Origin of the sequence: Caulobacter segnis (assembly GCF_023935105.1) — a bacterium.
Taxonomy (GTDB): domain Bacteria; phylum Pseudomonadota; class Alphaproteobacteria; order Caulobacterales; family Caulobacteraceae; genus Caulobacter; species Caulobacter segnis_B.
This window is the reverse complement of sequence record NZ_CP096040.1, coordinates 4,230,248-4,253,499: the sequence shown is the minus strand read 5'-3', so window position 1 is coordinate 4,253,499 and position 23,252 is coordinate 4,230,248. Positions and strand designations below refer to the sequence as shown.

General features: G+C 68.4%; 16 protein-coding genes. 10 read left to right on the top strand and 6 right to left on the bottom strand.

What is annotated here, in order from left to right:
• Positions 1 to 58: 58 nt before the first annotated feature.
• Positions 59 to 685, top strand: a complete 627-nt coding sequence (locus MZV50_RS19810) for a glutathione S-transferase family protein (RefSeq protein ID WP_252630992.1) — start codon at positions 59 to 61, stop codon at positions 683 to 685.
• Here MZV50_RS19810 and MZV50_RS19805 read toward each other — a convergent pair.
• The 3 genes from MZV50_RS19805 to MZV50_RS19795 all read right to left on the bottom strand — a co-directional run bounded on the left by MZV50_RS19805 (position 682) and on the right by MZV50_RS19795 (position 2,372).
• Positions 682 to 1,287, bottom strand: a complete 606-nt coding sequence (locus MZV50_RS19805) for a VOC family protein (protein ID WP_252630991.1) — start codon at positions 1,285 to 1,287, stop codon at positions 682 to 684. The two genes, MZV50_RS19810 and MZV50_RS19805, sit on opposite strands and share 4 nt — an antisense overlap.
• A 106-nt stretch (positions 1,288 to 1,393) precedes the next feature.
• Positions 1,394 to 1,852 carry a hypothetical protein gene (locus tag MZV50_RS19800; RefSeq protein ID WP_252630990.1) on the bottom strand — a complete coding sequence of 153 codons (459 nt, stop codon included), beginning with the start codon at positions 1,850 to 1,852 and terminating at the stop codon, positions 1,394 to 1,396.
• A 28-nt stretch (positions 1,853 to 1,880) separates the two neighbouring features.
• Positions 1,881 to 2,372, bottom strand: a complete 492-nt coding sequence (locus MZV50_RS19795) for a hypothetical protein (protein ID WP_252630989.1) — start codon at positions 2,370 to 2,372, stop codon at positions 1,881 to 1,883.
• Between the two features lie 283 nt (positions 2,373 to 2,655).
• On the opposite strand from MZV50_RS19795, the gene MZV50_RS19790 reads away from it, so the two are divergent.
• Positions 2,656 to 4,149, top strand: coding sequence for an NAD(P)/FAD-dependent oxidoreductase (locus tag MZV50_RS19790; protein WP_252630988.1), 1,494 nt, complete (start codon positions 2,656 to 2,658; stop codon positions 4,147 to 4,149).
• A gap of 34 nt (positions 4,150 to 4,183) precedes the next feature.
• Here MZV50_RS19790 and MZV50_RS19785 read toward each other — a convergent pair whose 3' ends face one another.
• Positions 4,184 to 4,351, bottom strand: coding sequence for a hypothetical protein (locus tag MZV50_RS19785; protein ID WP_252630987.1), 168 nt, complete (start codon positions 4,349 to 4,351; stop codon positions 4,184 to 4,186).
• A gap of 172 nt (positions 4,352 to 4,523) precedes the next feature.
• Between MZV50_RS19785 and MZV50_RS26750 the strand changes: the two genes are divergently transcribed.
• Positions 4,524 to 4,568 carry a hypothetical protein gene (locus tag MZV50_RS26750; protein WP_436792231.1) on the top strand — a complete coding sequence of 15 codons (45 nt, stop codon included), beginning with the start codon at positions 4,524 to 4,526 and terminating at the stop codon, positions 4,566 to 4,568.
• Positions 4,565 to 5,920 carry a sugar MFS transporter gene (locus MZV50_RS19780; RefSeq protein ID WP_252630986.1) on the top strand — a complete coding sequence of 452 codons (1,356 nt, stop codon included), beginning with the start codon at positions 4,565 to 4,567 and terminating at the stop codon, positions 5,918 to 5,920. Before MZV50_RS26750 ends, MZV50_RS19780 begins: the two co-directional genes overlap by 4 nt.
• An 83-nt stretch (positions 5,921 to 6,003) precedes the next feature.
• Here MZV50_RS19780 and MZV50_RS19775 read toward each other — a convergent pair whose 3' ends face one another.
• Entirely contained in the window at positions 6,004 to 7,590 is a 1,587-nt protein-coding gene (locus MZV50_RS19775; protein ID WP_252630985.1) for a DHA2 family efflux MFS transporter permease subunit, read from the bottom strand.
• Between the two features lie 62 nt (positions 7,591 to 7,652).
• Here MZV50_RS19775 and MZV50_RS19770 point away from each other — a divergent pair, with 62 nt between their 5' ends.
• The gene (locus tag MZV50_RS19770) at positions 7,653 to 8,246 is read left to right on the top strand and encodes a TetR/AcrR family transcriptional regulator (protein ID WP_252630984.1); all 594 of its coding nucleotides are present in this window, start codon (positions 7,653 to 7,655) and stop codon (positions 8,244 to 8,246) included.
• Positions 8,243 to 9,382 (top strand): HlyD family secretion protein, encoded by a 1,140-nt coding sequence (locus MZV50_RS19765; protein ID WP_252630983.1) that lies wholly within the window; start codon positions 8,243 to 8,245, stop codon positions 9,380 to 9,382. Before MZV50_RS19770 ends, MZV50_RS19765 begins: the two co-directional genes overlap by 4 nt.
• 203 nt (positions 9,383 to 9,585) lie before the next feature.
• Here MZV50_RS19765 and MZV50_RS19760 read toward each other — a convergent pair whose 3' ends face one another.
• Complete coding sequence (locus MZV50_RS19760; protein WP_252630982.1) at positions 9,586 to 10,599, bottom strand: AraC family transcriptional regulator; 1,014 nt, start codon at positions 10,597 to 10,599, stop codon at positions 9,586 to 9,588.
• Positions 10,600 to 10,722: 123 nt separating this feature from the next.
• Between MZV50_RS19760 and MZV50_RS19755 the strand changes: the two genes are divergently transcribed.
• The 4 genes from MZV50_RS19755 (at position 10,723) to MZV50_RS19740 (ending at position 23,143) form a co-directional block, all read left to right on the top strand.
• Complete coding sequence (locus MZV50_RS19755) at positions 10,723 to 11,517, top strand: DUF2306 domain-containing protein (protein WP_252630981.1); 795 nt, start codon at positions 10,723 to 10,725, stop codon at positions 11,515 to 11,517.
• A 107-nt stretch (positions 11,518 to 11,624) separates the two neighbouring features.
• The gene (locus MZV50_RS19750; protein WP_252630980.1) at positions 11,625 to 12,968 is read left to right on the top strand and encodes a dicarboxylate/amino acid:cation symporter; all 1,344 of its coding nucleotides are present in this window, start codon (positions 11,625 to 11,627) and stop codon (positions 12,966 to 12,968) included.
• 91 nt (positions 12,969 to 13,059) lie between these two features.
• Positions 13,060 to 15,357 (top strand): glycoside hydrolase family 3 N-terminal domain-containing protein, encoded by a 2,298-nt coding sequence (locus tag MZV50_RS19745; RefSeq protein WP_252630979.1) that lies wholly within the window; start codon positions 13,060 to 13,062, stop codon positions 15,355 to 15,357.
• Positions 15,358 to 15,733: 376 nt separating this feature from the next.
• Positions 15,734 to 23,143 (top strand): ice nucleation protein, encoded by a 7,410-nt coding sequence (locus MZV50_RS19740; protein WP_252630978.1) that lies wholly within the window; start codon positions 15,734 to 15,736, stop codon positions 23,141 to 23,143.
• Positions 23,144 to 23,252 lie beyond the last annotated feature (109 nt).

Genomic DNA, 23,252 nt, shown 5'->3' with positions numbered 1-23,252 from the left:
TTAGACGCAGGCTAAGGCCCAAGGCCATCCGGCATTTGCGCCCGTTGAGGAGAGCGTCATGGAACTCGTGATCGGCACCAAGGCCTGGTCCACCTGGTCGCTGCGCCCGTGGCTGGCGCTGAAGCGCACGGGCGCTTCGTTCAAGGAGATCGAGATCGCGCTGCGCCGGGGCGACGCGACCACGGCCGATATCGCCGCCCATTCGCCCAGCAAGCTGGCGCCCGCGTTGAAGGACGGCGACCTGGTGGTCTGGGACTCGCTGGCGATCTGCGAATACCTGGCCGAGACGTTTCCGGACGCGAAGCTGTGGCCGACCGATCCGGCCTTGCGCGCCCTGGGCCGTTCGGCGGCCGCCGAGATGCATTCGGGCTTCCAATCGCTGCGCGGCGAGTGCCCGATGGCGCTGAACGAGGCGCCGCGCAAGCTGGACATCTCCGAGGCCACCCAGAAGGACGTCCGCAAGATCGTCGAGCGCTGGAACCAGCTGCTCAACCGCTCGGGCGGGCCGTTCCTGTTGGGCGAGTGGTCGATCGCCGACGCGTTCTACACGCCGGTGGCGACGCGCTTCCGCACCTACGAGATCCATCTGTCGGATTACGGCGACGCCGGCGCGGCCGGCGCCTATGCCGAGCGCCTGCTGGAGACCCCCGAGTTTCTGGAATGGGAGCGCGCCGCCAAAGGCTAGTCGCCGCGTCGCCGGGCCAGTTCGGCCCGGATCAGGGCCTGGATGTCCATGCCGAAGAGGGTCAGGCCGTCGATCCTGGCGTCGTCGATCGAGACGCCGCTGAGATTGACGTTGGCCAGGCGCGCGCCGGCGAGATTGACGTCGCCGAACACCGCGTTCGCCAGGTTCACGTCGTCGAAGGTCGCCCCGGCCATGTTGCGCTTCGCGAAACGCGGCGGCGCGGCGGGCGTCGTCGGCTGGCCGACGTCGATGCGATTGCCGTCCGGGTCGGCGAAGACGAATGCCCGCAGGCCGTAGTCCTTGTCGGCCAGCGACTTGATGATCCTGACGCCGGCGGCGACCAGACGGTCGTGCAGCGCGTCCACGTTATCGACCATCAGATGGGCGATATTGGTGGTCGAGGGGTGGTGGTCCCTGACGAGGCTGAGGTGCAGTTCGGCCGCGTCCTTCTCCAGGATCATGAAGCCGACCGGGTCGCCGTTCTGGAAGGTTTTTTCGAAGTCCAGCACGTCGCGGTAGAAGGCGTGGGCTAGTTGGATGTCGCGCGTGAAGGCGGACGCGGCCAGGCGGCCGAACGTGATGTTCGAGATCGATGCGGTCATCGCTCGCGGTCTCCCCGTGGAAGAGCAGGAGGGCAGGGGCGGCGGTGCGCGTGCCCGATGTGGAGCGGTGTCCGCCTCCGACCCTGCCACAGGGAGATGACGAGTCCTAGAGTCCTTCCGGAACCCCGTTCTTGACGGGCGGCGGGCTGCACCGGCCCGCGCGGGCCTGGACCACGTAGAACAGGGCGCGGCCCTGGGCGAAGGCGCTGTGCTCGGCCAGCGGGTTGGTCGGCTGGCCGGTGGTCAGGCTCAGCGCCTGCTCGCCAGCGCTCGGCGCGGCCTGGCCCAGCGAGGCCTGGTTCCACTTGCTGAGCTGGGCGGCGCAGGCGGCGACCACGGCGTCGGACACCACCTCGGCGCTGTCCCTCGAGCCGGCCAGGCTGTAGGCCCAGCGGCGCGTGCATTCCTCGACGGGCGTCGACGGATCGCTCGCGGCCGTCACGCTGGGCGCGGCCTTGAAGTCGGTGCAGATCTTGGGGTTGGCCATGCCGTCGTGACGGTCGCCACAGGCGGCCAGACCGAGCACGGCGAGGGCCGCGACGGCCATCACGGGTTTGCGGATCATGTTTTGATTTCCGTCTGTTCTTAGCGTCTTAGCGGGGGCAGATCTGGACGGCGCGCTGGTTCAGCTGGCCGCGGTCGTCGTAGTACGAGATGTTGGCGTCGCGGCAGACGCCGCCGCTGACCGGCGCGGAGACCTGCTGGAAGGTCCCGTTCTGGACCTGGCCGCTGGCGACCGGATTGCCCATGTGGTCGTAATAGACCTGCCGCACCGGCGCGGGCTGGGACGGCTGGTAGGACGCGCCGCGCGCGCCGGAGCCGGAGCTGTAATAGGCCGTGCGGGTGCGATGGCAGCCGCTCTTGCCAATCTCGCGGCCGACCAGGGCGCCGCCGACGCCGCCGATCAGCAGACCGCCGCCGCCCTTGGAGATCGCGTTGCCGACCAGGGCGCCGCCCAGGCCGCCGATCACGGTCCCGGTGGCCTTGCGGCTGCGGCACGTCGCGGCGCTGGCGTCGGTGGGGGCCATGACGGCCGGAATCGCCATGGCGCCGACAGCCAGGCCGATGATGATGAGACGGGGCATTTTTTCTATCCTCGCCAGTGAAGGTCCCTCAGCGTCACAACGCGCCTCGTCGGTGGAAGGATGCAGGTAAAGTCGACTGCACGACTTGGTGGGGAGGTTCCGCGAGCGACGCGGGGCACACCGGACCGCTGCGCGATCGCCTTTCCTCTGGGGGGAGGTGAAGCGGCGAGCCCGCGACCGATCGTCCCGCATTCACGATTAATCGCGATTCACCAAGCGCGAGGAGCCGACCTTAACCATCCCGCCCCATCCTCGTGTCGAAACGCGATTTGGAGGGGCGCGGATGGCGCAGCACGTGGAAACCCTGGTGATCGGCGCCGGTCCGGCCGGCCTGACGACCGCCTATGCCCTGGCCAAGGCCGGGCGCGAGGTGACCGTGCTGGAGATGGACCCGACCTATGTCGGCGGCATCAGCCGGACCGTGGACTACAAGGGCTTCAAGTTCGACATCGGCGGTCACCGCTTCTTCTCGAAGAGCCAGGAGATCGTCGACCTCTGGAACGAGATCCTGCCCGACGACTTCATCGACCGGCCGCGCCTGTCGCGGATCTACTACCGCGAGAAGTTCTACGCCTATCCGCTGAAGGCCTTCGAGGCCCTGGCCAATCTGGGCGTCTGGACGGCGGCCAAGTGCATGGCCTCGTTCGGCTGGGCCAAGGTCAGGCCGATCGACAAGCCGGCCACCTTCCACGAGTGGGTCCGCAACCAATTCGGCGAGACGCTGTTCTCGATCTTCTTCAAGACCTACACCGAGAAGGTGTGGGGCATGAGCTGCGACGAGATCTCGGCCGACTGGGCCAGCCAGCGCATCAAGGGTCTGGACCTGGGCGCGGCGATCATCGACGGCGTCAAGCGCTCGCTGGGCGTCCGCGCCAAGTCGAGCGGGCAGGGCGCGCCCAAGACCCCGATCGAGCGCTTCCGCTATCCCCGCAAGGGTCCCGGCATGATGTGGGAGGCCTGCGCCGACAAGATCCTGGCCCTGGGCGGCGACGTGCGCATGGGCCGCAAGGTCGACGGCCTGCACTACGACAAGCTGGCCAAGATCTGGACGGTCTCGGTGACCTGCGCCGATGGTGAGACGGAGATCTACACGGCCGACGACGTGGTTTCCTCGGCGCCCATCCGCGAGCTGATGCAGGCGGTCAGCCCGACCCCGATCAGCGTGTTCCACGCCGGCGAACTGATGTACCGCGACTTCATCACCGTGGTGCTGATCGGCCCGTCGCGGAAGGTGTTGCTGGACAACTGGATCTACATCCACGACCCGTCGTTGAAGGTCGGCCGCGTGCAGAACTTCCGCTCGTGGTCGCCCGAGATGATCCCGGACGACGTCTCGACGTGCCTGGGGCTGGAATACTTCTGCTTCGAGGGCGACGGCCTGTGGACCACCTCCGACGCGGACCTGGTCGCCCAGGCCAAGCGCGAGATCGGCAAGATCGGCCTGATGGATCCGGCCGACGTCCACGACGCCTGCGTGGTGCGCCAGCACAAGGCCTATCCGGTCTATGACGACGCCTATGCCGAGCACATTAAGATGATCCGCCTGGACCTGAAGATGCACTTCCCGGGCCTGCACCTGGTCGGCCGCAACGGCATGCACAAGTACAACAACCAGGATCACGCCATGATGACCGGCCTGCTGACGGCCGAGAACATCATCGCCGGCGAGATCGTCCACGACGTCTGGGCGGTCAGCGAGGACGCCGAGTACGGCGTCTCGGGCGCTCGCGAGGTCCCACGCGGCGAGCGCGCCGTGCTCAGGAAGGTCGCCGCCTGAGCTTGGGCCTTCCCCACGCGCTGAGGGCCAGGCGCTAAGCGGTGATTCCCTGTGTCGGCGGCTGAGCGGGCTCGGCGGCCGGCTGGGGAGTCGTCAGGCGACTCACGCTCCAGCAGGCGAAGTGCACGATGGCGTCCGCGAGACCGGCCATCGCCGCCAGAACGAAGAAGCTCGAAATAACCAGGACCGCCACAACCGACATCGTCATCTCCTGCGCGTTCGACTTAGCGACGGGGGAGAACTTCGGTTCCAGTGGCAGCGCTTCCAGACCGCCAAAAGTAATCTAATTGGTTGACAACGTTGTCACGCTTCCGGTGAATGGCGCGTCCGCGCAAAGACGGATTCCACGAATATCGTCACTAGGGAGTGGTGCAGTGATTGCGGTGCTGAAGTTCAACCTCGGAGGTGTCGGCCGATGACCGACGCCGCGATCGCGAAGACCACGACGAAGGGTAACGGCGTCAAGCTGGCCGTCGTCTATGTGACCTGCCTGTTCTTTATCTGGGCGCTGGTCACCAACCTGCTCGACCCGCTGCTGAAGACCTTCAAGACGGTCTTTACCCTGAGCCCCGTCGAGGCCAGCCTGACCGGCTTCGCCTTCTTCATCGCCTACGGAATCATGTCGCTGCCCTCGGCGGCGTTCCTGTCCAAGTTCGGCTACGCCAAGTCGGTTATGGTCGGCCTCAGCGGCATCGTCGCCGGCTGCTTCATCGCCATCGCGGCGGCCAAGCTGCACGTGTTCGGCGTGTTCCTGGTCGGCCTGTTCGTGATGGCCTCGGGCGTCACCCTGCTGCAGGTGGCCGCCAACCCGCTGATCGCCTCGATGGGCAAGCCCGAAGAGTCGTCGTTCCGCCTGAACCTGTCGCAAGCCTTCAACTCGCTGGGCGCGGCCTGCGGCCTGTGGTTCGGCGCGAACTTCCTGCTGAAGGGCGACATCTTCAAGAAGGACATCGTGATCACCGACGTCCTGCGCGAACAGGCTCTGGGCTTCGTCTCGAACGTCTATTTCGCCATCGGCGTGGGCCTGGCCCTGTTCATCCTGCTGATCTTCCTGGTCCGCCAGAAGATCACCGACGCCGCCCCGAAGACCGGCCACCTGGTCAACCCTTTCACGGCCCTGACCTCGAAGTGGGCGAACCTGGGCGCGATCGGCATCTTCCTCTATGTCGGCGCGGAAGTGGCGATCTCGCTGCACCTGCTGCTGTTCCTGGAGCAGACCCGCATCCTGGACATCCCGTCGGAACAGGCCGGCAAGCTGACCACCTTCTACATGGTCTTCGCCATGATCGGCCGCTTCAGCGGCTCGGCGCTGCTGAAGGTGTTCAAGGACTACTTCCTGTTGGCCCTGGTCGCCGTCGGCGCCATCGCGCTCAGCCTAGTGGTGATCCTGACCAAGGACATGACCCCGACCGCCCACGCCGGCACGGTCAACCTGCTGCTGGCCTCGGCCCCGGTGACGACCGGTCTGATCCCGGCCTTCGCGGCCCTGCTGATCGGCCTGTTCAACTCGATCATGTTCCCGACCATCTTCACCCTGACCCTGCAGCGTTCCTCGGCGCCGACCTCGGCGACCTCGGGCCTGCTGTGCATGGCCATCGTCGGCGGCGCCTTCCTGCCCCTGGCCTTCGCCAAGATCGAGGAGCTGACCGGCTCGATCTCGATGGGCTTCGCCGCCCCGCTGGTCTGCTACGTCTACGTCCTGTGGTTCGCGATCGTGGCCAAGAAGGCTCCGACGCACGAGATCGAGGAAGGCGTGGCCGGCGGCCACTAAGCCTCGAAGGACTTCAAGGAACTACCTGCAAGCACCCCCGGGAGGTCCGTCCTCCCGGGGTTTTTTTGTCAGGGCGCACCCTTTCAGTGAGCATCCGGCGGCGGCTTGGCCCCGGCCAGGGGCGGGGGCTTGCAGAACGGGGCCATGACCAGGGCCGCCAGGAACAGCATGCTCATCACCCGGAAGACGTCGTTGAAGGCCAGGGTCAGCGCCTCGCGGCCGACGACTTTCGCCAGTTCCCCCTGCATGATCAGCGCCGCCTGGGCGGCGTCGGGCGTGCGCTCGGCGATGCGGGCGGCGAGGGTCGAGAGCGCCTCGGTTCCCGAGCGGCCGGCCTCACCCAGCGCCTCGCCGAAGCGGGCGGCGTGGATGCGGGCGTTGTCGCCCAGCCAGGTGTTGACCACGGCGATGCCGATCGCCCCGCCCAGGTTGCGCATCAGGTTGAACAGGCCCGAGGCGTAGCGCAGCTCGGCCATCTCGAACCCGCCCAGGGCCAGGGTCACGCTGGGCACGATGCACAGCATGATCGCGAAGCCCCGCAGGGCCTGCGGACCCAGCAGGGCCATGAAGCCCCACTGGCTGGTCATGTGCGAGGTCAGCCACAGAGCGGCGGCGAACAGGGAAAGGCCGACGCTGACCACGAGGCGCGGATCGACCCGCGTCGACAGCCGCGCGGCGATCACCGTCGACAGGATCTGGGCGATGCCGGTGACGAAGACCGTCGTGCCGATCTCAAGGCTGTCGTAGCCGCGCACCCGGCCCAGGAACACCGGGATCAGATAGGTCGAGGCATAGAGACCGAAGCCGATCACCAGGTTGAAGGCGCAGGCGAAGGCGAAGGTCGGTTTGCGGAACGGCGACAGCCGCACGATCGGCCCGCCCGACCGGAACGAGCGCTCGATGAACAGGGCGAAGGCGACCAGCGTCACCCAGGCGACGATGGCGATGCCCGTGTCTTCGAACCACTGCTTCCGCGGGCCTTCCTCCAGCACGTATTCCAGTCCGCCCAGGGCCACGGCCATGGCCACGAGGTGCGAGTAGTCGATGGTCTTCAGCATCGACGGCTTGGCGCGGTCGACCTTGATGACGGCCACGGCCAGCAGGGTGACCAGGGCGCCCGGAACGATGTTGATATAGAAGATCGAGCGCCAGCCGATGGCGTCGGTCAGCCAGCCGCCGACCGTGGGGCCAAGGGTCGGGGCCAGGACCGAGACCATGCCCAGGATCGCCGGGATCATCGCCCGCTGCGGCCCGGAGAACATCGCGAAGCCGGTGGCGAAGACGGTCGGCACCATGGCCCCGCCGGTGAAGCCCTGCAGCACCCGGAACAGGATCATCGAGTCGATGTCCCAGGCCGCGCCGCATAGGGCCGACGAGATGGTGAACAGGCCGGCCGACAGGGCGAACAGCCAGCGCGTCGACAGAGCCTGGGCCAGGAAGGCGGCGAACGGGATCATCACCAGCTCGGCCATCAGATAGCCGGTCTGCACCCAGCTGATCTCGTCCGGTCCGGCCGAGAGACCCGCCTGCACGCTGTTCAGCGACGCGGCGACGATCTGGATGTCGATCAGGGCCATGAACTGGCCGAACGCCATCACCGCGAAGATCAGGAACTTGGTCCGGGTGGGCAGGGCGCCCGGGTCGATCGGAGGCAGGTTCGCGCCGCTCATGGGTCGCCCTTGAAAGTATGATGACTATAATATTATATGCGTCATGTAACGGGAGTAGCAAGATGCGCTATGACGCCGAGCACAAGGCCAAGACTCGCCAGCGCGTGCTGGACGAGGCCGCCAGGGCCATCCGCGAGGACGGGCCGCACCGCCTGGGCGTGGCCGGGGTCATGGCTCGCGCGGGCCTCACGCACGGGGGCTTCTACGCCCACTTCCCCTCGAAGGAGGCCTTCGTCGCCGAGGCCATCGCCCACATGTTCGAGGGCGGGCCGACGGCCATGCTGGAGAAGGTCAAGGACGCACCGCCGCGCCAGGCCCTGACCGGCTATATCGACTTCTATCTCTCGGCCCGACACCGCGACTCGCGGTCCGGCGGCTGCCCGCTGCCGTATCTGGCGGTGGACGCGCCGCGCTTGTCGGAGGCCTCGCGCGAACGCTATGCGCGCGGCGTGGCGCGCCTGACGGGGATCATCGCCACGCACCTGGCCGCCCTGGGCCGCGATTACGCCGAGGACGAGGCCAGCTCGGCCCTGGCCGAGCTGGTCGGGGCCTTGACCCTCGCGCGGGCCGAGCCCGATCCCGGCCGCTCCGACGCCATTCTCGAACGCTCGCGCGCGCACCTGAAGCGCCGCCTCGGCCTGGAGCCCGCCCAATGACCGACGCCACGTTCAAGGACAGCCTTGGCAAGGAGGGCCCCGTCGAGGCTCCCGCCGCCAAGGCCCGGAAGGCGCCGTTCTCGCGCAAGACGGTGCTGGCCGTGGGCGGGGCGATCGTGGTGGCCGCCGGCGGGGCGGCGCTGATCGCCATGCCCAAGGCCTCGGTCTCGACCGACGCGGCCTATCTGCAGGCCGACAGCTCCAGCGTCGCGCCCAAGGTGCGCGGCCTCGTGGCCCAGGTGCTGGTCGGGCACAATCAGACGGTCAAGCGCGGCGATCCGCTGGTCCGCATCGATCCCGAGGAATTCGACGCTCGCGTCGCGTCCGCCGAGGCCGATGTCGGTAACGCCGAGGCCGCCGCCGCCAGCGCCCGCGCGGCCCTGATCTCGCTGGACGCCGAGCAGCGTCTGGCCGGCTCCAACATCCGCGCGGCGCGGACCGCCATCGCCGCCGCCGACGCCGAGAACGTCCGCGCCCAGGCCGACCGCAGGCGTTACGAGGACCTCGCCGACAGCGGGGCCGTGGCCCGGCGTGACGTCGAGCGTTTCCGCGCCGCCGCCGTCGGGGCCCAGTCGGCCGCCGAGGGCAGCCGCGCCCAGCTGGCCGTCAGCGAGGACCAGGCCGCCGTCACCGCCGCCAAGCGCGCCACGCTTTCGGCCAACCTGGCCCAGGCCGAGGCCGCCGTGGCCCGCGCCCACGCGGCGCTGGTGCTGGCCCGTCAGGATCAGGCGCACACGGTGATCGTCTCGCCGATCGACGGCGTGGTCGGCGACCGCCAGGCCGAGCCCGGCGACTATGTCCAGCCGGGTACGCGGCTGATGACCATCGTGCCGGTGAGGGCGCTCTATGTGGTCGCCAACTTCAAGGAGACCCAGGTCGAGCGGATGCTTCCAGGCCAAGAGGCCGCGATCAAGGTCGACGCCCTGGGCGGCAAGGCGCTGAAGGGCCACGTCGAGAGCTTCGCGCCGGGTTCGGGCTCGCAGTTCTCGCTGCTGCCGTTCGAGCCGGGCACGGGCAACTTCACCAAGATCGTCCAGCGTGTGCCCGTGCGCATCCGCTTCGATCCCGGCCAGGCCGACGTCGCCCGCCTGCGGCCGGGCCTGTCGACGACGGTGAAGGTGGAGCTGAAGAGCTAGGACGGTCGACGTTCAGCATTTCTGCCAGACCCATCCCCGTCTCCCCGGCGAAAGCCGGGGCCTAGATTCATCCAGAGAGGTTGGGGGCTGACGCGCCCTTTCGCTTCGCCATCCCGTCGAACCGCCCGTGGGTTCGATCTGGGCCCCGGCTTTCGCCGGGGAGGGCGGATTTTGGGTGGCTCAAGGCTGATTGTTGATTGGCCCTAGCCCTTGCGGCCGCGTGGGCTGGCGCCGGTCCAGCGCTTGAAGGCGCGGGAGAAGGCGCTGGTCTCGGAAAAGCCGAGCAGATAAGCGGTCTCGTTGACCGACAGCTTTTCCAGATAGGTCTCGGCCATCCGCCGGCGCAGGGCGTCCAGCACCTGGTCGAAGCTCACGCCCTCGGCCTTCAGGCGGCGATAGAGGGTCTGGCGCGACAGGCCCATCGCGCGGGCGATGTCGTCCATGGCCAGTTCGCCGGTGTGGAGCAGGGGGATCAGCAGCGCCTCGACCCGGCCGCGCGTGGTCTTGGACTCCTCCAGGCTCTTCAGCAGCGCATCGGCGTGGCCGTTGAACATGCCGAAGGCGTAGCGATTGGGCCGGTGGATCGCCAGGTTCAGCCAGGCCGGCTCGATCTTCAGCGCGTTCCACGCCGCGCCGAAGGTCACCGGCGCGCGCAGGATCGGCGCGTACGCGGCGGCGTGGGGCGGGCGAGGGCGTGTCAGGTGCGCGGCCAGCACGAAGGTGAAGTCCGGATAGTGCCGGGCCATCTCGCAGGTGAAGCGGGCCAGCGCCGCCTCGACCAGTTCCGGAAAGTCGTCGACCGTGCAGCGGTCCATCAGCCACAGGCCGTCTTCGCGTGGGACCAGTTGGAAGCGCGGGCCGTCCGAGACGCCGTCGACCTCGACCACCAGGCGCGAGAAGCGGTTCAGCTGTTTCAGCGCCCCGCCCATGGTGTCGGCCGACTGGCAGATCAGGCCGACGATCGAGATCTGCTCGAAGCGCGTGGCCTCGGGAAACTTGAGGGCCAAGGCGGGCTCGCCGGTCAGGGCCTCTCCGGTCCGGTAGAGGGCCTTGTAGGCCGCTAGGGGCACGCGCGCGTCCTGGTCGGCGAAGGCGTCCGGCGTGACGCCGGCGCCGGCCAGCAGGGCCTCGCGGTCCGCGCCCAGCGAGGCCGCGAACTCCAGCAGGGCCCTGAAGAACCCGCCCGACACCGTCGCCTGCGTCTGTACGCTACCCATGTCCCGAGCGGTACCAGCGTGATCGCTGGGGTCAAGTTCGTGGCGCCGCGCGTCATGGCCGATCGGGTGGGCGCGGCCCTAAGCCTTGTGGCCGAGGGATGCGTCGATCGAATGAGCACTGACATGGAAAAGACCGCCGCCCGGGCGTTGAGCGTCACGGCCGCCGCCTGGTTCGTCGCCCTGGTCGCGGGGTTGTGGGCCTTCGGGATCTATATCGTCGGCCTGTACGGCGTCGGGGCGGCGACCGGCGACTGGGAGCGCTGGAACGCCGTGCTGCCCGCCGGCCACGGCTACAATCGCGGCGACGCGGCCGGGAACCTGGCGCTGGGCGTCCACCTGCTGCTGGCGGTGTTCGTGACCTTCCTGGGCGCCATGCAGCTGGTCCCGGCGCTGCGGGCCAGGGCGCCGGCCTTCCACCGCTGGAACGGGCGGGTGTTCATCGCCGTGGCCTTCGCCATCGCCGGCTCGGGTCTCTTCATCGCCTTCACGCGCGGGGCGGTGGCCGGGACGTACATGGCGATCGGCAACACGCTGAACGCGGTGCTGCTGATGGCCTGCGCCGCCCTGGCGCTGAGGTTCGCCTTGAAGCGGCGGTTCGACGTCCACCGGCGCTGGGCGCTGCGCGCCTTCGTGCTGATGCTGGGCGTGTTCTTCTACCGCCTGGGCATGATGCTGTGGTTCGTCGCCAACCGCGGACCCGTCGGCCACACAGACGCGTTCGATGGTCCGTTCGACATCTTCCTGGCCTTCGCCCACGTGCTCCTGCCGCTGGCGATCCTGGAGCTCTATCTGCGGGCTCGCGACCGGGGCGGTGCGCTGGCCAGGTTCGCCATGGCCGGTGCGCTGACGGTCGCGACGCTGGCGACGGCGGCCGGCGGGCTTTTCGCCATCGTCGGCCTGTGGCTGCCGCGCCTTTAGGCACAGCGGCCGTTTCAGTTTTCCTGAGGGGGCGTTTAGGAAAGTCGCGGTCGTAATTCCCAGCTCGGGACACGACATTAAATGCTCAGTTTTTCGAGGAACCGAGCATGGCCGCCGCGCAGCCCAAGAGCAGCCGCTTCATCAGCGGGTTCGGGATCCAGGTCCTGGTCGCCATGGCGCTGGGCCTGGGCCTGGGCCTGCTGGCGCGCAACCTGGGTCCGGCGGAAGGGCAGGCGGGCTACGCCCTGGCCGAGACCCTGCATCAGGTCGGTTCGATCTTCGTCCAGCTGCTGCGCGTGCTGGTGCCGCCGCTGGTGTTCACCGCCATCGTCGCCAGCATCGCCAATATCGCCCAGCTGCAGAACGCCGCTCGCCTGGTCTGGCGGACGCTGTTCTGGTTCGCGGTCACCGCCCTGATCGCGGTGCTGATCGGCATCGCCCTGGGCCTGATCCTGCAACCGGGCCTGCACACCACGGTCGAGGCCGCCGCCGCCAAGGCGCCCAAGACCCACGGCTCGTGGCTGGACTTCCTGACCGGCCTGGTGCCCAGCAACGTCCTCGGCCTGGCCGCCTCGACCAAGATCGCCGACGGCGCCGCCACGACGGGCCTGTCGTTCAACGTGCTGCAGATCGTGGTCATCTCGCTGGTCACTGGCGTCGCGGCCCTGAAGGTCGGCGAGGCGGGCGAGGCCTTCTTGAAGTTCAACGCCTCGGCCCTGGCGATCGTGCGCAAGGTGCTGTGGTGGGTGATCCGCCTGACGCCGATCGGCACCGTCGGCCTGTTCGGCAACGCCGTGGCCCAGTACGGCTGGACCACCCTGGGGCAGCTGGGCGCGTTCACCGGCGCGATCTATGTCGGCCTGACCCTGGTGCTGCTGGTTGTCTACCCGACGATCCTGGCCCTGAACGGCCTGAACCCCGTGAAGTTCTTCCAGGGGGCCTGGCCGGCGATCCAGCTGGGCTTCGTCTCGCGGTCGTCGGTCGGCACCCTGCCGGTGACCGAGGCGGTGACCGAGACCAGCCTGGGCGTGCCGCGCGCCTACGCCGCCTTCGCCGTGCCGTTCGGCGCGACCACCAAGATGGACGGCTGCGCGGCCATCTATCCGGCGATCTCGGCGATCTTCGTGGCCCAGTTCTTCGGCGTGCACCTGGTCTGGTCGGACTACGTCCTGATCGTCTTCGTCTCGGTGATCGGCTCGGCGGCCACCGCCGGCCTGACCGGCGCGACGGTGATGCTGACCCTGACCCTGTCGACCCTGGGCCTACCCCTGGAAGGCGCGGGCCTGCTGCTGGCTATCGATCCGATCCTGGACATGGGCCGCACCGCCGTGAACGTCGCCGGCCAGGCCCTGGTCCCGACCGTCGTGGCCAAGCGGGAAGGGATCCTCGACCTGGAGACCTATAACGCCGCGCGCGTTCCGGCCGAGGCGCAGCTGCACCCCGCCGAATAGTCGAGCGCGGTTGCGCCGCCGCCAAGTTGGTTGCAAGGGGACGCTTTAGCGGCAATTTTGCCGGCCTGTTGAAGCGTCCCCGGGGGATTCCATGACTTTGAAGACGATGAACGGCGCCCCCGCCGGGGCGAGCCGGCGCGCCTTCCTGTCTGGGGGCGCGGCTTTGGCGGGCCTGGCCGTGGCGACCCCGCGCGCCTTCGCGCGCGCCTCGGACCGCATCGAGGGCCTGCTGGCCCAGATGACCATCGAGGAGAAGGCCGGCCAGCTGTCGTGCTTCGCCGACATGATCCGGCCGCCGGTTGGCGACATGAACCCGCTGGTCAATATCCGCAACGCCCAGACCCTGACGGCGGAGCTCCAGGCTGGCCGGATCGGCGTGCTGATGAACGGGGTCGGCGCCCAGGCCGCGCTCGAGACCCAGAAGACCGCGGTCGAGGGCTCGCGCCTGAAGATCCCGCTGCTGTTCGCCGCCGACGTCATCCACGGCTTCCGCACCGTGTTTCCGATCCCGCTGGCCGAGGCCGCCAGCTTCGACCCGCACCTGGCCGAGCGCACCGCCCGCGCCGCCGCGATCGAGGCCACCGCCTCGGGCCTGCACTGGACCTTCGCGCCGATGGTCGACGTCGCCCGCGACCAGCGCTGGGGCCGCGTCGCCGAGGGCTCGGGCGAGGACGTCTTCCTGGGCGAGGTGTTGGCCGCCGCTCGGGTGCGCGGCTTCCAGGGCAAGGACCTCAAGGCCGACGACAGCATGCTGGCCACACCCAAGCACTTCGCCGCCTACGGCGCGGTGACGGCGGGGCTGGAGTACAATTCGGTCGAGCTCTCGGAAGCCACCCTGCGCGAAGTGCACCTGCCGCCGTTCCAGGCCGCGTTCGCGGCCGGCGCCATGACGGTGATGTCGGCCTTCAACGACGTGAACGGCGTTCCGGCCACCGCCAACAAGCGCCTGCTGACCGATGTGCTGCGCGGGGAGTGGGGCTTCAAGGGCGTGGTCATCTCGGACTACACGGCCGACCAGGAACTGGTGGCCCACGGCTTCGCCGCCGACGACCGAGACGCCGCGCGGCTGGCCATCCTGGCCGGGGTCGACATCAGCATGCAGAGCGGCCTCTACATCCGCTACCTGCCCGAACTGGTCGCCTCGGGCGCCGTGCCCCTGGCGGTGGTCGACGCGGCGGTGCGCCGGGTGCTGGCGCTGAAGGAGGCGATCGGCCTCTTCGACAATCCCTACCGCTCGCTGGATCCCAAGGCCGAGGCCTATCACACCGCCACGCCGGCGATGCGGGCCCTGAGCCGCGAGGCGGGCGCGCGCTCGATCGTGCTGCTGAAGAACGACAAGACGCTGCTGCCCTTGCCCAAGGCCGGCAAGCGCCTGGCGCTGATCGGGCCCTTCGCCGACGACCGCGACAACGTGCTGGGCGCCTGGGGCGGCTTCTTCGCCGACCGCCGCCTGAACGTTGACCTGGCCAGCGGCCTGCGCGCCCAGCTGGCCGATCCGGCCAGCCTGGTCGTCGAGCGCGGTTGCGACGTGGAGGCCATGATCGCCGGTGGGTTCGAGCGCGCCGTGGCCGCGGCGCAAGGCGCGGACATCGTCCTGCTGGCTGTCGGCGAAAGCCAGGACATGACGGGCGAGGCCAAGTCGCGCACCGACATCCGCATCCCGCCCGTCCAGATGCGCCTGGCCGAGGCCATCGCCGCGACCGGCAAGCCGGTGGTCGTGCTGCTGCGTCACGGTCGCGCCATCCAGCTGGAGGGCGTGGTCCGCGACGCGCCGGCGATCCTGGCCACCTGGTTCCTGGGCAGCGAGATGGGCAACGCGGTGGCCGACGTGCTGTTCGGGACGGTGAACCCTTCGGGCCGCCTGCCGGTCAGCTTCCCGATCGACAGCGGCCAGGAGCCGTTCTTCTACAACGGCCGCACCACCGGCCGCCCGGCGCCCGCCGATCCGAACGCGCAGGAATACAAGGCGCGGTGGCGCTCGATCCGCAACGACGCGCTCTATCCGTTCGGCTTCGGCCTGACCTACACGCGCTTCGACGTCACGGACATGAAGCTGTCGACCCCGCGCCTGGAGTGGAACGACACGCTGCACGTGACGGCCAAGGTCAAGAACAGCGGCGACCTCCACGGCGAGCATGTCGTCCAGCTCTACATCCGCGACCGCGTCGCCAGCCGCACCCGGCCGGTCCGCGAGCTGAAGGGCTTCCAGCGGGTGTCCCTGGCCCCGGGCGCGGAGCGGGAGGTGCGGTTCGACCTGAAGCGCCAGAACCTGATGTTCGTGGGCGACAACGACTATTGGATCGCCGAGCCGGGCGTCTTCGACGTCTGGATCGCCAACTCCTCGGTGGATGGGCTGACGGCCGAGTTCGAATTGCTCCCGGCTGGGTAGAGGGGCGTCACGAATCGCGCGTGTGGCCGAAAACCGCCCCCCGTCAGCGAAATACGCCTCAAAAGGCCGTCTGCATTAGTCGCCTATTAGGTGAATCTTGGTTCAGCAGGCATAGTCGCCGCGCCGCCAAGATTATCATCCCGCCTTGTCTTGTAACGATTTTTCGGAATTTCACGTTCCGCAACGTCGCTCTTTCCAGGCGCGTGTACGCGCGCATCTGGTCTGCGGCTCCATGTCTCGTTGAAACGACTTGGAAAGGAAATAGGGTTACGTGGGTCGGGCCGTAGTGTGGCTGGATTAAGGCGCTCGCGTTGGGGGGCGTCATCATGTTGCTTCGGACGCGCGAAGGGGCGCGTTCATCAACAAGGATGAATGTATGGCGATCTCGAGTCTCTCCGCCGGACAGATTTCGGCCCTGTCGATCACCGCGATCCAGGGCTTGTCGACGACGGACATCCAGTCCCTCAGTGGAACGCAGATCGCCGCGATCAGCGCGACGGGTATTGGCGCGCTCGCCAACACCCAGGTCGCCGCTCTCAGCACCACGCAGGTCAAGGCGCTCACCGCGACCCAGATCCCGAAGTTCGCCACGTCGGTGACCTTCGATGTCACGCAGCTGCAGCAGCTTTCGACCAATCAGGTTTCCGCGCTCACCTCGACCCAACTGGCGTCGCTGGACACCTCGCACATCGCCGTCCTCAGCTCGACCCAGATCGGGGCGCTGTCGGCGACCAACTTCTCGGGTCTGGTCAACACGCAAGTCGCGACCCTGTCCGAGACCCAGATCAAGGGCCTGACCACCGCTCAGGCGAAGGGCCTTTCGACCACCGACATCGGCGAGCTCGCCGGCACCCAAGTCGCCGCCCTCTCCGGCGACCGCCTGGCCGCGCTCAGCAACGCCGCGCTCTCGGCGCTCGATGGCACCCAGGTCGCCGCGCTCGGCACGACCCAGATCGGCGCCCTGACCACCAGCCAGGTTAAGGCCCTCTCCACCACCGACGTCGGCGAGCTTTCGGCCGCGCAGGTGGGGGCGCTTTCGGCCGCGCAGGTCTCCGCCCTGACGCCCGCCAACTTCTCGGCCTTGGCCGACACCCAGGTCGCCGCCCTGTCGGCGACCCAGCTGAAGGGTGTCACGGCCGACCAGATCAAGGGTCTGACGACCACCGACATCGGCGAGCTGGCCGGCACGCAGGTTGGCGCGCTGAGCAACTCGCAACTGGCCGCCCTGGCCACGACCCAGACCGCGCAACTGTCGACCACCCAGCTCGGCGCCCTGACGGCGACGCAGGTGGGCGCCCTGACGACGTCGGCCTTCTCGGCCCTGGACGCCACCCAGGTCGGTTCGCTGTCCGAGACCCAGATCAAGGGCCTGACCACCCAGCAACTGTCCGCCCTGAGCTCCACAGACATCGGCGAGCTGGCGACCACGCAAGTCGGCGCGCTCAGCGCGGCGCAGGTTGGCGCGCTGAGCACCACCGCGTTCTCTGCCCTGAGCCAGACCCAGGTGGCCGCCCTCAGCGAGACCCAGGTCAAGGGGATTTCGGCCACCCAGCTGAAGGCCCTGACGACCACCGACGTCGGCGAGCTGGCGGCGACCCAGGTCTCGGCCCTGACCGGCACGCAGCTGGCGAATGTCAGCTCCGCCAATGTTTCGGCCCTGACCAATACGCAGGTCGCGGCCCTGTCGACGACCCAGGTCAAGGCCCTGACGCCCGACCAGATCAAGGGTCTGACCACCACGGATATCGGCGAACTCGCCGACACCCAGATCGCGGCCCTGACGGCCGATCAGGTCAAGAATCTGTCGGCGGCCAACGTCTCGGCCCTGAGCCAGACCCAGGTCGGCGTCCTGGCCAACACCCAGATCGCGGCGCTGACCGCGACGCAGGTGAAGGGCCTGTCGACCACCGACATCGGCGAGCTGTCGTCGACTCAGGTGGGCGCTCTGACGACCGCCCAGGTCAACGTCCTGGCCTCTACCCAGGTGCAGCAGCTCTCGACGACCCAGATCGGCGGCCTGACCGCGACCCAGGTCGGCGCGATCAGCTCGACCAACGTCACCCTGATGGACGCCACGCAGATCGGCGCTCTGTCCACGACCCAGCTCAAAGGTCTGACCACCAGCCAATTGGCTGGTCTGACCACGACGAATATCGGCAATCTGGCCGACACCCAGGTCGGCGCCCTGTCGGCGAGCCAGCTTGGCGCGCTGTCGACGACCGGTTTCTCGGCCCTGAACCAGACCCAGGTCGCGGTCCTGACCGAGACCCAGGTCAAGGGCCTCACCGCCAACCAGCTGAAGAGCCTGACGACCACCGACGTCGGTGAACTGTCGACGACCCAGCTGTCGTCGCTGACGACGGCTCAGATCGGTTCGCTGACGGCCGGCAGCGTCTCGGCGCTGAACGCGACCCAGACCGCGTCCCTGACGACGACGCAGATCAAGGGCCTGACGGCCGATCAGCTCAAGAACCTGACCACCACCGACATCGGCGAGCTGGCCGATACGCAGGTCCAGGCCCTGACGGCGACCCAGCTGGGGCAGCTGTCGACGACGGGCTTCTCGGCCCTGAGCCAGACCCAGGTCGCCACCCTGACGACGACCCAGCTTAAGGGCCTGACGACGGCCCAGCTGCAGAGCCTGACGACCACCGACATCGGTGAACTGGCCGCCACCCAGATCGGCGCCCTGGCGACCTCGCAGATCGCCGCGCTGAGCCAGACCAACGTCAAGACTCTGTCGACCACCCAGATTGGCGCACTCACCGCCACGCAGGTGGGGTCGCTTTCGGCCGCCAACTTCTCGGCGCTGGACGCCACCCAGGTCGGCGCTCTGAGCGAGACCCAGGTCAAGGGCCTGACCAGCGCCCAGATCGGCGCGCTGTCGGCCGCCGACGTCGGCGAACTGGCCACGACCCAGATCGGCGCCCTGTCTTCGTCCCAGGTCGGCGCCCTGTCGCAGACGGCCTTCTCGGCGCTTGACGCCACCCAGGTGAGCGCGCTGTCGACGACCCAGGTCAAGGGCCTGACGCAGTCGCAGCTGAAGAACCTGACGACCACGGATATCGGCGAACTGGCCGACACCCAGATCGGCGCCCTGTCCGCCGCTCAGGTCGGCTTCCTGTCGTCGACCGGCCTCTCGGCCCTGAACGGCACCCAGTCGGCGGCCCTTTCGACCACGCAAATCAAGGGTTTGACGGCCGATCAGATCAAGGGTCTGACGACCACCGACATCGGCGAATTGGCCGACACCCAGGTCGGCGCCCTGACCGCAGACCAGGTCAAGAACCTGTCGGCCGCCAACATCTCGGCCCTGAACCAGACTCAGGTCGCGGCCCTGAGCAACACCCAGATCCAGGCGCTGAACGCCACGCAGGTTAAGGGTCTGTCGACCACCGACATCGACGAGCTGTCGTCGACCCAGATCGGCGCGCTCTCGGCGGGCCAACTGAGCGCCCTGGCCTCGACCCAGGTCCAGGAGCTGTCGACCACGCAGATCGGCGGCCTGACCGCGAGCCAGATCGGCTCGATCAGCTCGACCAACATCAGCCTGCTGGACGCCACCCAGATGGGCGCCCTGACGACGACCCAGCTGAAGGGGCTGACCAACAGCCAGCTGGCGGGTCTGACGACCACCAATGTCGGCAACCTGGCCGATACGCAGATCGGCGCCCTGTCGGCGACCCAGTTGGGCAACCTGTCCTCGGCCGGCTTCTCGGCCCTGAACCAGACCCAGGTCGCCGCGCTGAACGAGACCCAGATCAAGGGCGTCTCGGTCAGCCAACTGAAGGCGCTGACGACGACCGACATCGGCGAACTGTCGACGACCCAGCTCGGGGCCCTGTCGACCGCCCAGATCGGCGCGCTGTCGACGACCGGCTTCTCGGCCCTGAACCAGACCCAGGTGGGCGCCCTGTCGGCGTCCCAGATCAAGGGCGTCACGGCCGACCAGATCAAGAATCTGTCGACCACCGACGTCTCCGAGCTGTCCTCGACCCAGATCGGCGCGCTCAGCGCCGACCAGATCAAGAACCTCTCGGCCACCAACCTGTCGGCCCTGAACGCCACCCAGTCGGCGGCGCTGACGGTCACGCAGGTCAAGGGCCTGACCACCCAGCAGATCGCTGGCCTGAGCACCACGGATATCGGCGAACTGGCCGACACCCAGGTGGCCGCGCTGTCGGCGGCCCAGGTGGCCGCGCTGAACGTCCAGGACCTGACCACGACCCAGATCTCGGGCCTGAGCTCGACCCTGATCGGGGCGATCGGCGCGACCAAGTTCTCGGCTTGGGACGCCACCCAGGTGAGCGCCCTGAGCGCGACCCAGATCAAGGGCCTGACCGCCGACCAACTGAAGAGCCTGACCACGACCGACGTCGGCGAACTGGCCGACACCCAGGTCGCGGCGCTGACCGCGACCCAGCTGGGCGCGCTGTCGACCACCGGCTTCTCGGCCCTGAACCAGACCCAGGTCGCCGCGCTGAGCGAGACCCAGGTCAAGGGCATGACGGTCACGCAGCTGAAGAACCTGACGACGACCGACATCGGCGAGCTGTCGACGACCCAGGTCGGCGCCCTCAGCGCCTCGCAGATCGGCTCGCTGTCGACCACGGGCTTCTCGGCCCTGGACGCCACCCAGGTGGGCACGCTGTCGACGACCCAGATCAAGGGCCTGTCGGCTGATCAGCTGAAGAACCTGTCGACGACCGACGTCGGCGAGCTGTCGACCACTCAGATCGGCGCTCTGACCGTCGATCAGATGAAGAACCTGTCGGCGGCCAGCGTTTCGGCCCTGTCCAGCACGCAGGTCGGGGTGCTCAGCAACACGCAGATCGGCGCTCTGACGTCCACGCAGCTGAAGGGCCTGTCGGTCACCGACATCGACGAGCTGTCGTCGACCCAGATCGGCGCGCTGTCGGCCATCCAGGTCGGCGCCCTGGCCTCGACCCAGGTGCAAGAGCTGTCGACCACCCAGATCGGCGGTCTCTCGGCGACGCAGATCGCCGCGATCTCGACCACCAACCTGCCGCTGCTGAACGCGACGCAGATCGGCGCCCTGTCGACCACCCAGGTCAAGGGTCTGACGAACGCCCAGGTCCAGATCCTGTCGACGACCAATGTCGGCAACCTGGCCGACACCCAGGTGGCCGCGCTGTCGGCCGCCCAGGTCGGCAATCTGTCGACCACCGCCTTCTCGGCCCTGAACGCCACTCAGGTCGGCGCGCTGAACGAGACCCAGATCAAGGGCGTTACGTCCAGCCAGCTGAAGGCTCTGACGACGACCGACGTCGGCGAGCTGTCGACCACCCAGGTCGCCGCTCTGACGGCCGCTCAGGTCGGCGCGCTCTCGACCACGGGCTTCTCGGCGCTCGACAGCACCCAGGTGGGCGCGCTGTCGACGACCCAGATCAAGGGCCTGACGGCAGACCAGCTGAAGAACCTGTCGACGACGGACATCGGCGAGCTGTCCTCGACCCAGGTCGGCGCGCTGACCGCCGATCAGATCAAGAACCTGTCGACGACCAACCTGTCGGCCCTGTCGGGCACGCAGTCGGCGGCCTTGTCGGCCACCCAGGTCAAGGGCCTGACCAACGACCAGATCAAGGGTCTGTCGACGACGGACATCGGTGAACTGGCCGACACCCAGATCGGCGCCCTGACCAACGCTCAGCTGGGCGTCCTGGCCACGACCCAGGCGGCGCAGCTGTCGACGACCCAGATCGGCGCCCTTACGGCGACCCAGGTCGGCTCGCTGACGGCCGGCGCCTTCTCGGCTCTGAACGCCACCCAGGTCGGCGCCCTGTCGGGAACCCAGATCAAGGGTCTGACGACCTCGCAGCTGGGCGCCCTGAGCACGACGGACGTCGGCGAACTGGCCGACACCCAGGTCGGCGCCCTGACGGCGACCCAGCTGGGTTCGCTGAACGCCACCTCCTTCTCGGCGCTCAACGCCACCCAGACCGCCGCGCTGTCGACGACCCAGATGAAGGGTCTGACCGTCACCCAGCTGAAGAACCTGACGACGACGGACATCGGCGAGCTGGCCGACACCCAGATCGGCGCCCTGACGGGCACCCAACTGGGGGCGCTGACCCCGACCGGCTTCTCGGCCCTGAACCAGACCCAGGTGGCGACGCTGAACGCGACGCAGATCAAGGGCCTGGCGACCAGCCAGATCGCGGCCCTGACCACGACCGACGTCGCCGAGTTCTCGTCCACCCAGATCGCGGCTCTCACCGCGGATCAGCTGAAGCAACTGTCGGCGGCCAACGTCTCGGCCCTCGACAGCACCCAGGTCTCGGCGCTGGCGAACACCCAGATCCAGGCGCTGAACGCCACGCAGCTGAAGGGCCTGTCGGTCACGGATATCGACGAGCTGTCGTCGACCCAGATCGGCGCGCTGTCGGCGGCTCAGATCGGCGCCCTGGCCTCGACCCAGGTGCAGGAACTGTCGACCACCCAGATCGGCGGCCTGACCTCGACCCAGCTGGGCGCGATCTCGTCGACCAATGTCAGCCTGCTGAACGACACCCAGATCGGCGCGCTGACCACGACGCAGATCAAGGGCCTGACGGCCAGCCAGATGGCCGGCCTGACCTCCACCAACATCGCCGCCCTGGCGGACACGCAGGTGGGGGCGCTGAGCTCGACCCAACTGGCGGGCATGACGCCGGCCGGCTTCTCGAGCCTGGACAGCACCCAGGTCGCGACGCTGAACTCGACGCAGATCAAGGGTCTGACGGCGGCTCAGCTGAAGGGCCTGACGTCGACGGACATCGGCGAACTGGCCGACACCCAGATCGGCGCGCTGTCGGCGGCCCAGATCGGCTCGCTGTCGACGACCGGCTTCTCGGCCCTGGACGCGACCCAGGTCGCGATCCTGTCGGCGACGCAGATCAAGGGCATGTCGACCGACCAGATCAAGGCGCTGACGACGACGGACATCGGCGAGCTGGGCGCGACCCAGATCTCCGCCCTGACCACCGCCCAGCTGAACGCGCTGTCGACGACCAACCTGTCGGCTCTGAGCGCCACCCAGACGGGCGCCCTGACCGCCACCCAGGTCAAGGCCCTGACGAGCGACCAGGTGAAGGGTCTGACGACCACCGACATCGGCGAACTCGCCGACACCCAGGTGGCCGCGCTGACCAACGCGCAGGTCACCGCCCTGGCCTCGACCCAGGCGGCGCAGCTGTCCACCACCCAGATCGGCGCGCTTAGCGGCGCTCAACTGGGGGCGCTGAGCACCACGGCCTTCTCGACCCTGGACAGCACCCAGATCGCGGCGCTGAACTCCACCCAGGTCAAGGGCATCGCCACGACCCAGCTGGCTTCGCTGAGCTCGACGGATGTCGGACAGTTCATCGACACCCAGATCGCCGCCTTGAGCATCCTGCAACTGGCGGCCCTGTCGGCGACCAACCTGTCGAACCTGGACGCCACCCAGACCGCCGCGCTCTCGACGACCCAGGTCAAGGGTCTGACGGCGACGCAGCTGAAGGGTCTGTCCTCGACCGACGTGGCCGACTTCGCCGACACCCAGATCGCGGCGCTGGCGAGCACCCAGCTCGGCGCGCTGTCGACCACGGTCGTGGCCACGCTCAGCACCACCCAGATCGGCCAACTGCAGGCTTCGCAGCTATCCGGCCTGACCTCGACCCAGCTGGACTACCTCTCGACGACCAACATCGAGTCGCTGTCCACCACCCAGGCGAACGCCCTGACCGCGAGCCAGGTGCAGAGCCTGAGCGACGATCAGGTCGCTTCGTACCTGAAGGTGACCTGATCCGGGGCGCGCTCCGGGATTTAGACCACAGACCCGCCGCTCGCGCTCACCGCGCGGGCGGCGGACCGCGTCTCGGCCATTGGTCGAGGCCCCAGCCTCATGCCATCAT

What these genes read in the sequence shown, in the direction of transcription:
- MZV50_RS19810 (WP_252630992.1), top strand. Translation starts at nt 59, where the DNA reads ATGGAACTCGTGATCGGCACCAAGGCCTGGTCCACCTGGTCGCTGCGC.
- MZV50_RS19805 (WP_252630991.1), bottom strand. Translation starts at nt 1,287, where the DNA reads ATGACCGCATCGATCTCGAACATCACGTTCGGCCGCCTGGCCGCGTCC.
- MZV50_RS19800 (WP_252630990.1), bottom strand. Translation starts at nt 1,852, where the DNA reads ATGATCCGCAAACCCGTGATGGCCGTCGCGGCCCTCGCCGTGCTCGGT.
- MZV50_RS19795 (WP_252630989.1), bottom strand. Translation starts at nt 2,372, where the DNA reads ATGCCCCGTCTCATCATCATCGGCCTGGCTGTCGGCGCCATGGCGATT.
- MZV50_RS19790 (WP_252630988.1), top strand. Translation starts at nt 2,656, where the DNA reads ATGGCGCAGCACGTGGAAACCCTGGTGATCGGCGCCGGTCCGGCCGGC.
- MZV50_RS19785 (WP_252630987.1), bottom strand. Translation starts at nt 4,351, where the DNA reads ATGTCGGTTGTGGCGGTCCTGGTTATTTCGAGCTTCTTCGTTCTGGCG.
- MZV50_RS19780 (WP_252630986.1), top strand. Translation starts at nt 4,565, where the DNA reads ATGACCGACGCCGCGATCGCGAAGACCACGACGAAGGGTAACGGCGTC.
- MZV50_RS19775 (WP_252630985.1), bottom strand. Translation starts at nt 7,590, where the DNA reads ATGAGCGGCGCGAACCTGCCTCCGATCGACCCGGGCGCCCTGCCCACC.
- MZV50_RS19770 (WP_252630984.1), top strand. Translation starts at nt 7,653, where the DNA reads ATGCGCTATGACGCCGAGCACAAGGCCAAGACTCGCCAGCGCGTGCTG.
- MZV50_RS19765 (WP_252630983.1), top strand. Translation starts at nt 8,243, where the DNA reads ATGACCGACGCCACGTTCAAGGACAGCCTTGGCAAGGAGGGCCCCGTC.
- MZV50_RS19760 (WP_252630982.1), bottom strand. Translation starts at nt 10,599, where the DNA reads ATGGGTAGCGTACAGACGCAGGCGACGGTGTCGGGCGGGTTCTTCAGG.
- MZV50_RS19755 (WP_252630981.1), top strand. Translation starts at nt 10,723, where the DNA reads ATGGAAAAGACCGCCGCCCGGGCGTTGAGCGTCACGGCCGCCGCCTGG.
- MZV50_RS19750 (WP_252630980.1), top strand. Translation starts at nt 11,625, where the DNA reads ATGGCCGCCGCGCAGCCCAAGAGCAGCCGCTTCATCAGCGGGTTCGGG.
- MZV50_RS19745 (WP_252630979.1), top strand. Translation starts at nt 13,060, where the DNA reads ATGACTTTGAAGACGATGAACGGCGCCCCCGCCGGGGCGAGCCGGCGC.
- MZV50_RS19740 (WP_252630978.1), top strand. Translation starts at nt 15,734, where the DNA reads ATGGCGATCTCGAGTCTCTCCGCCGGACAGATTTCGGCCCTGTCGATC.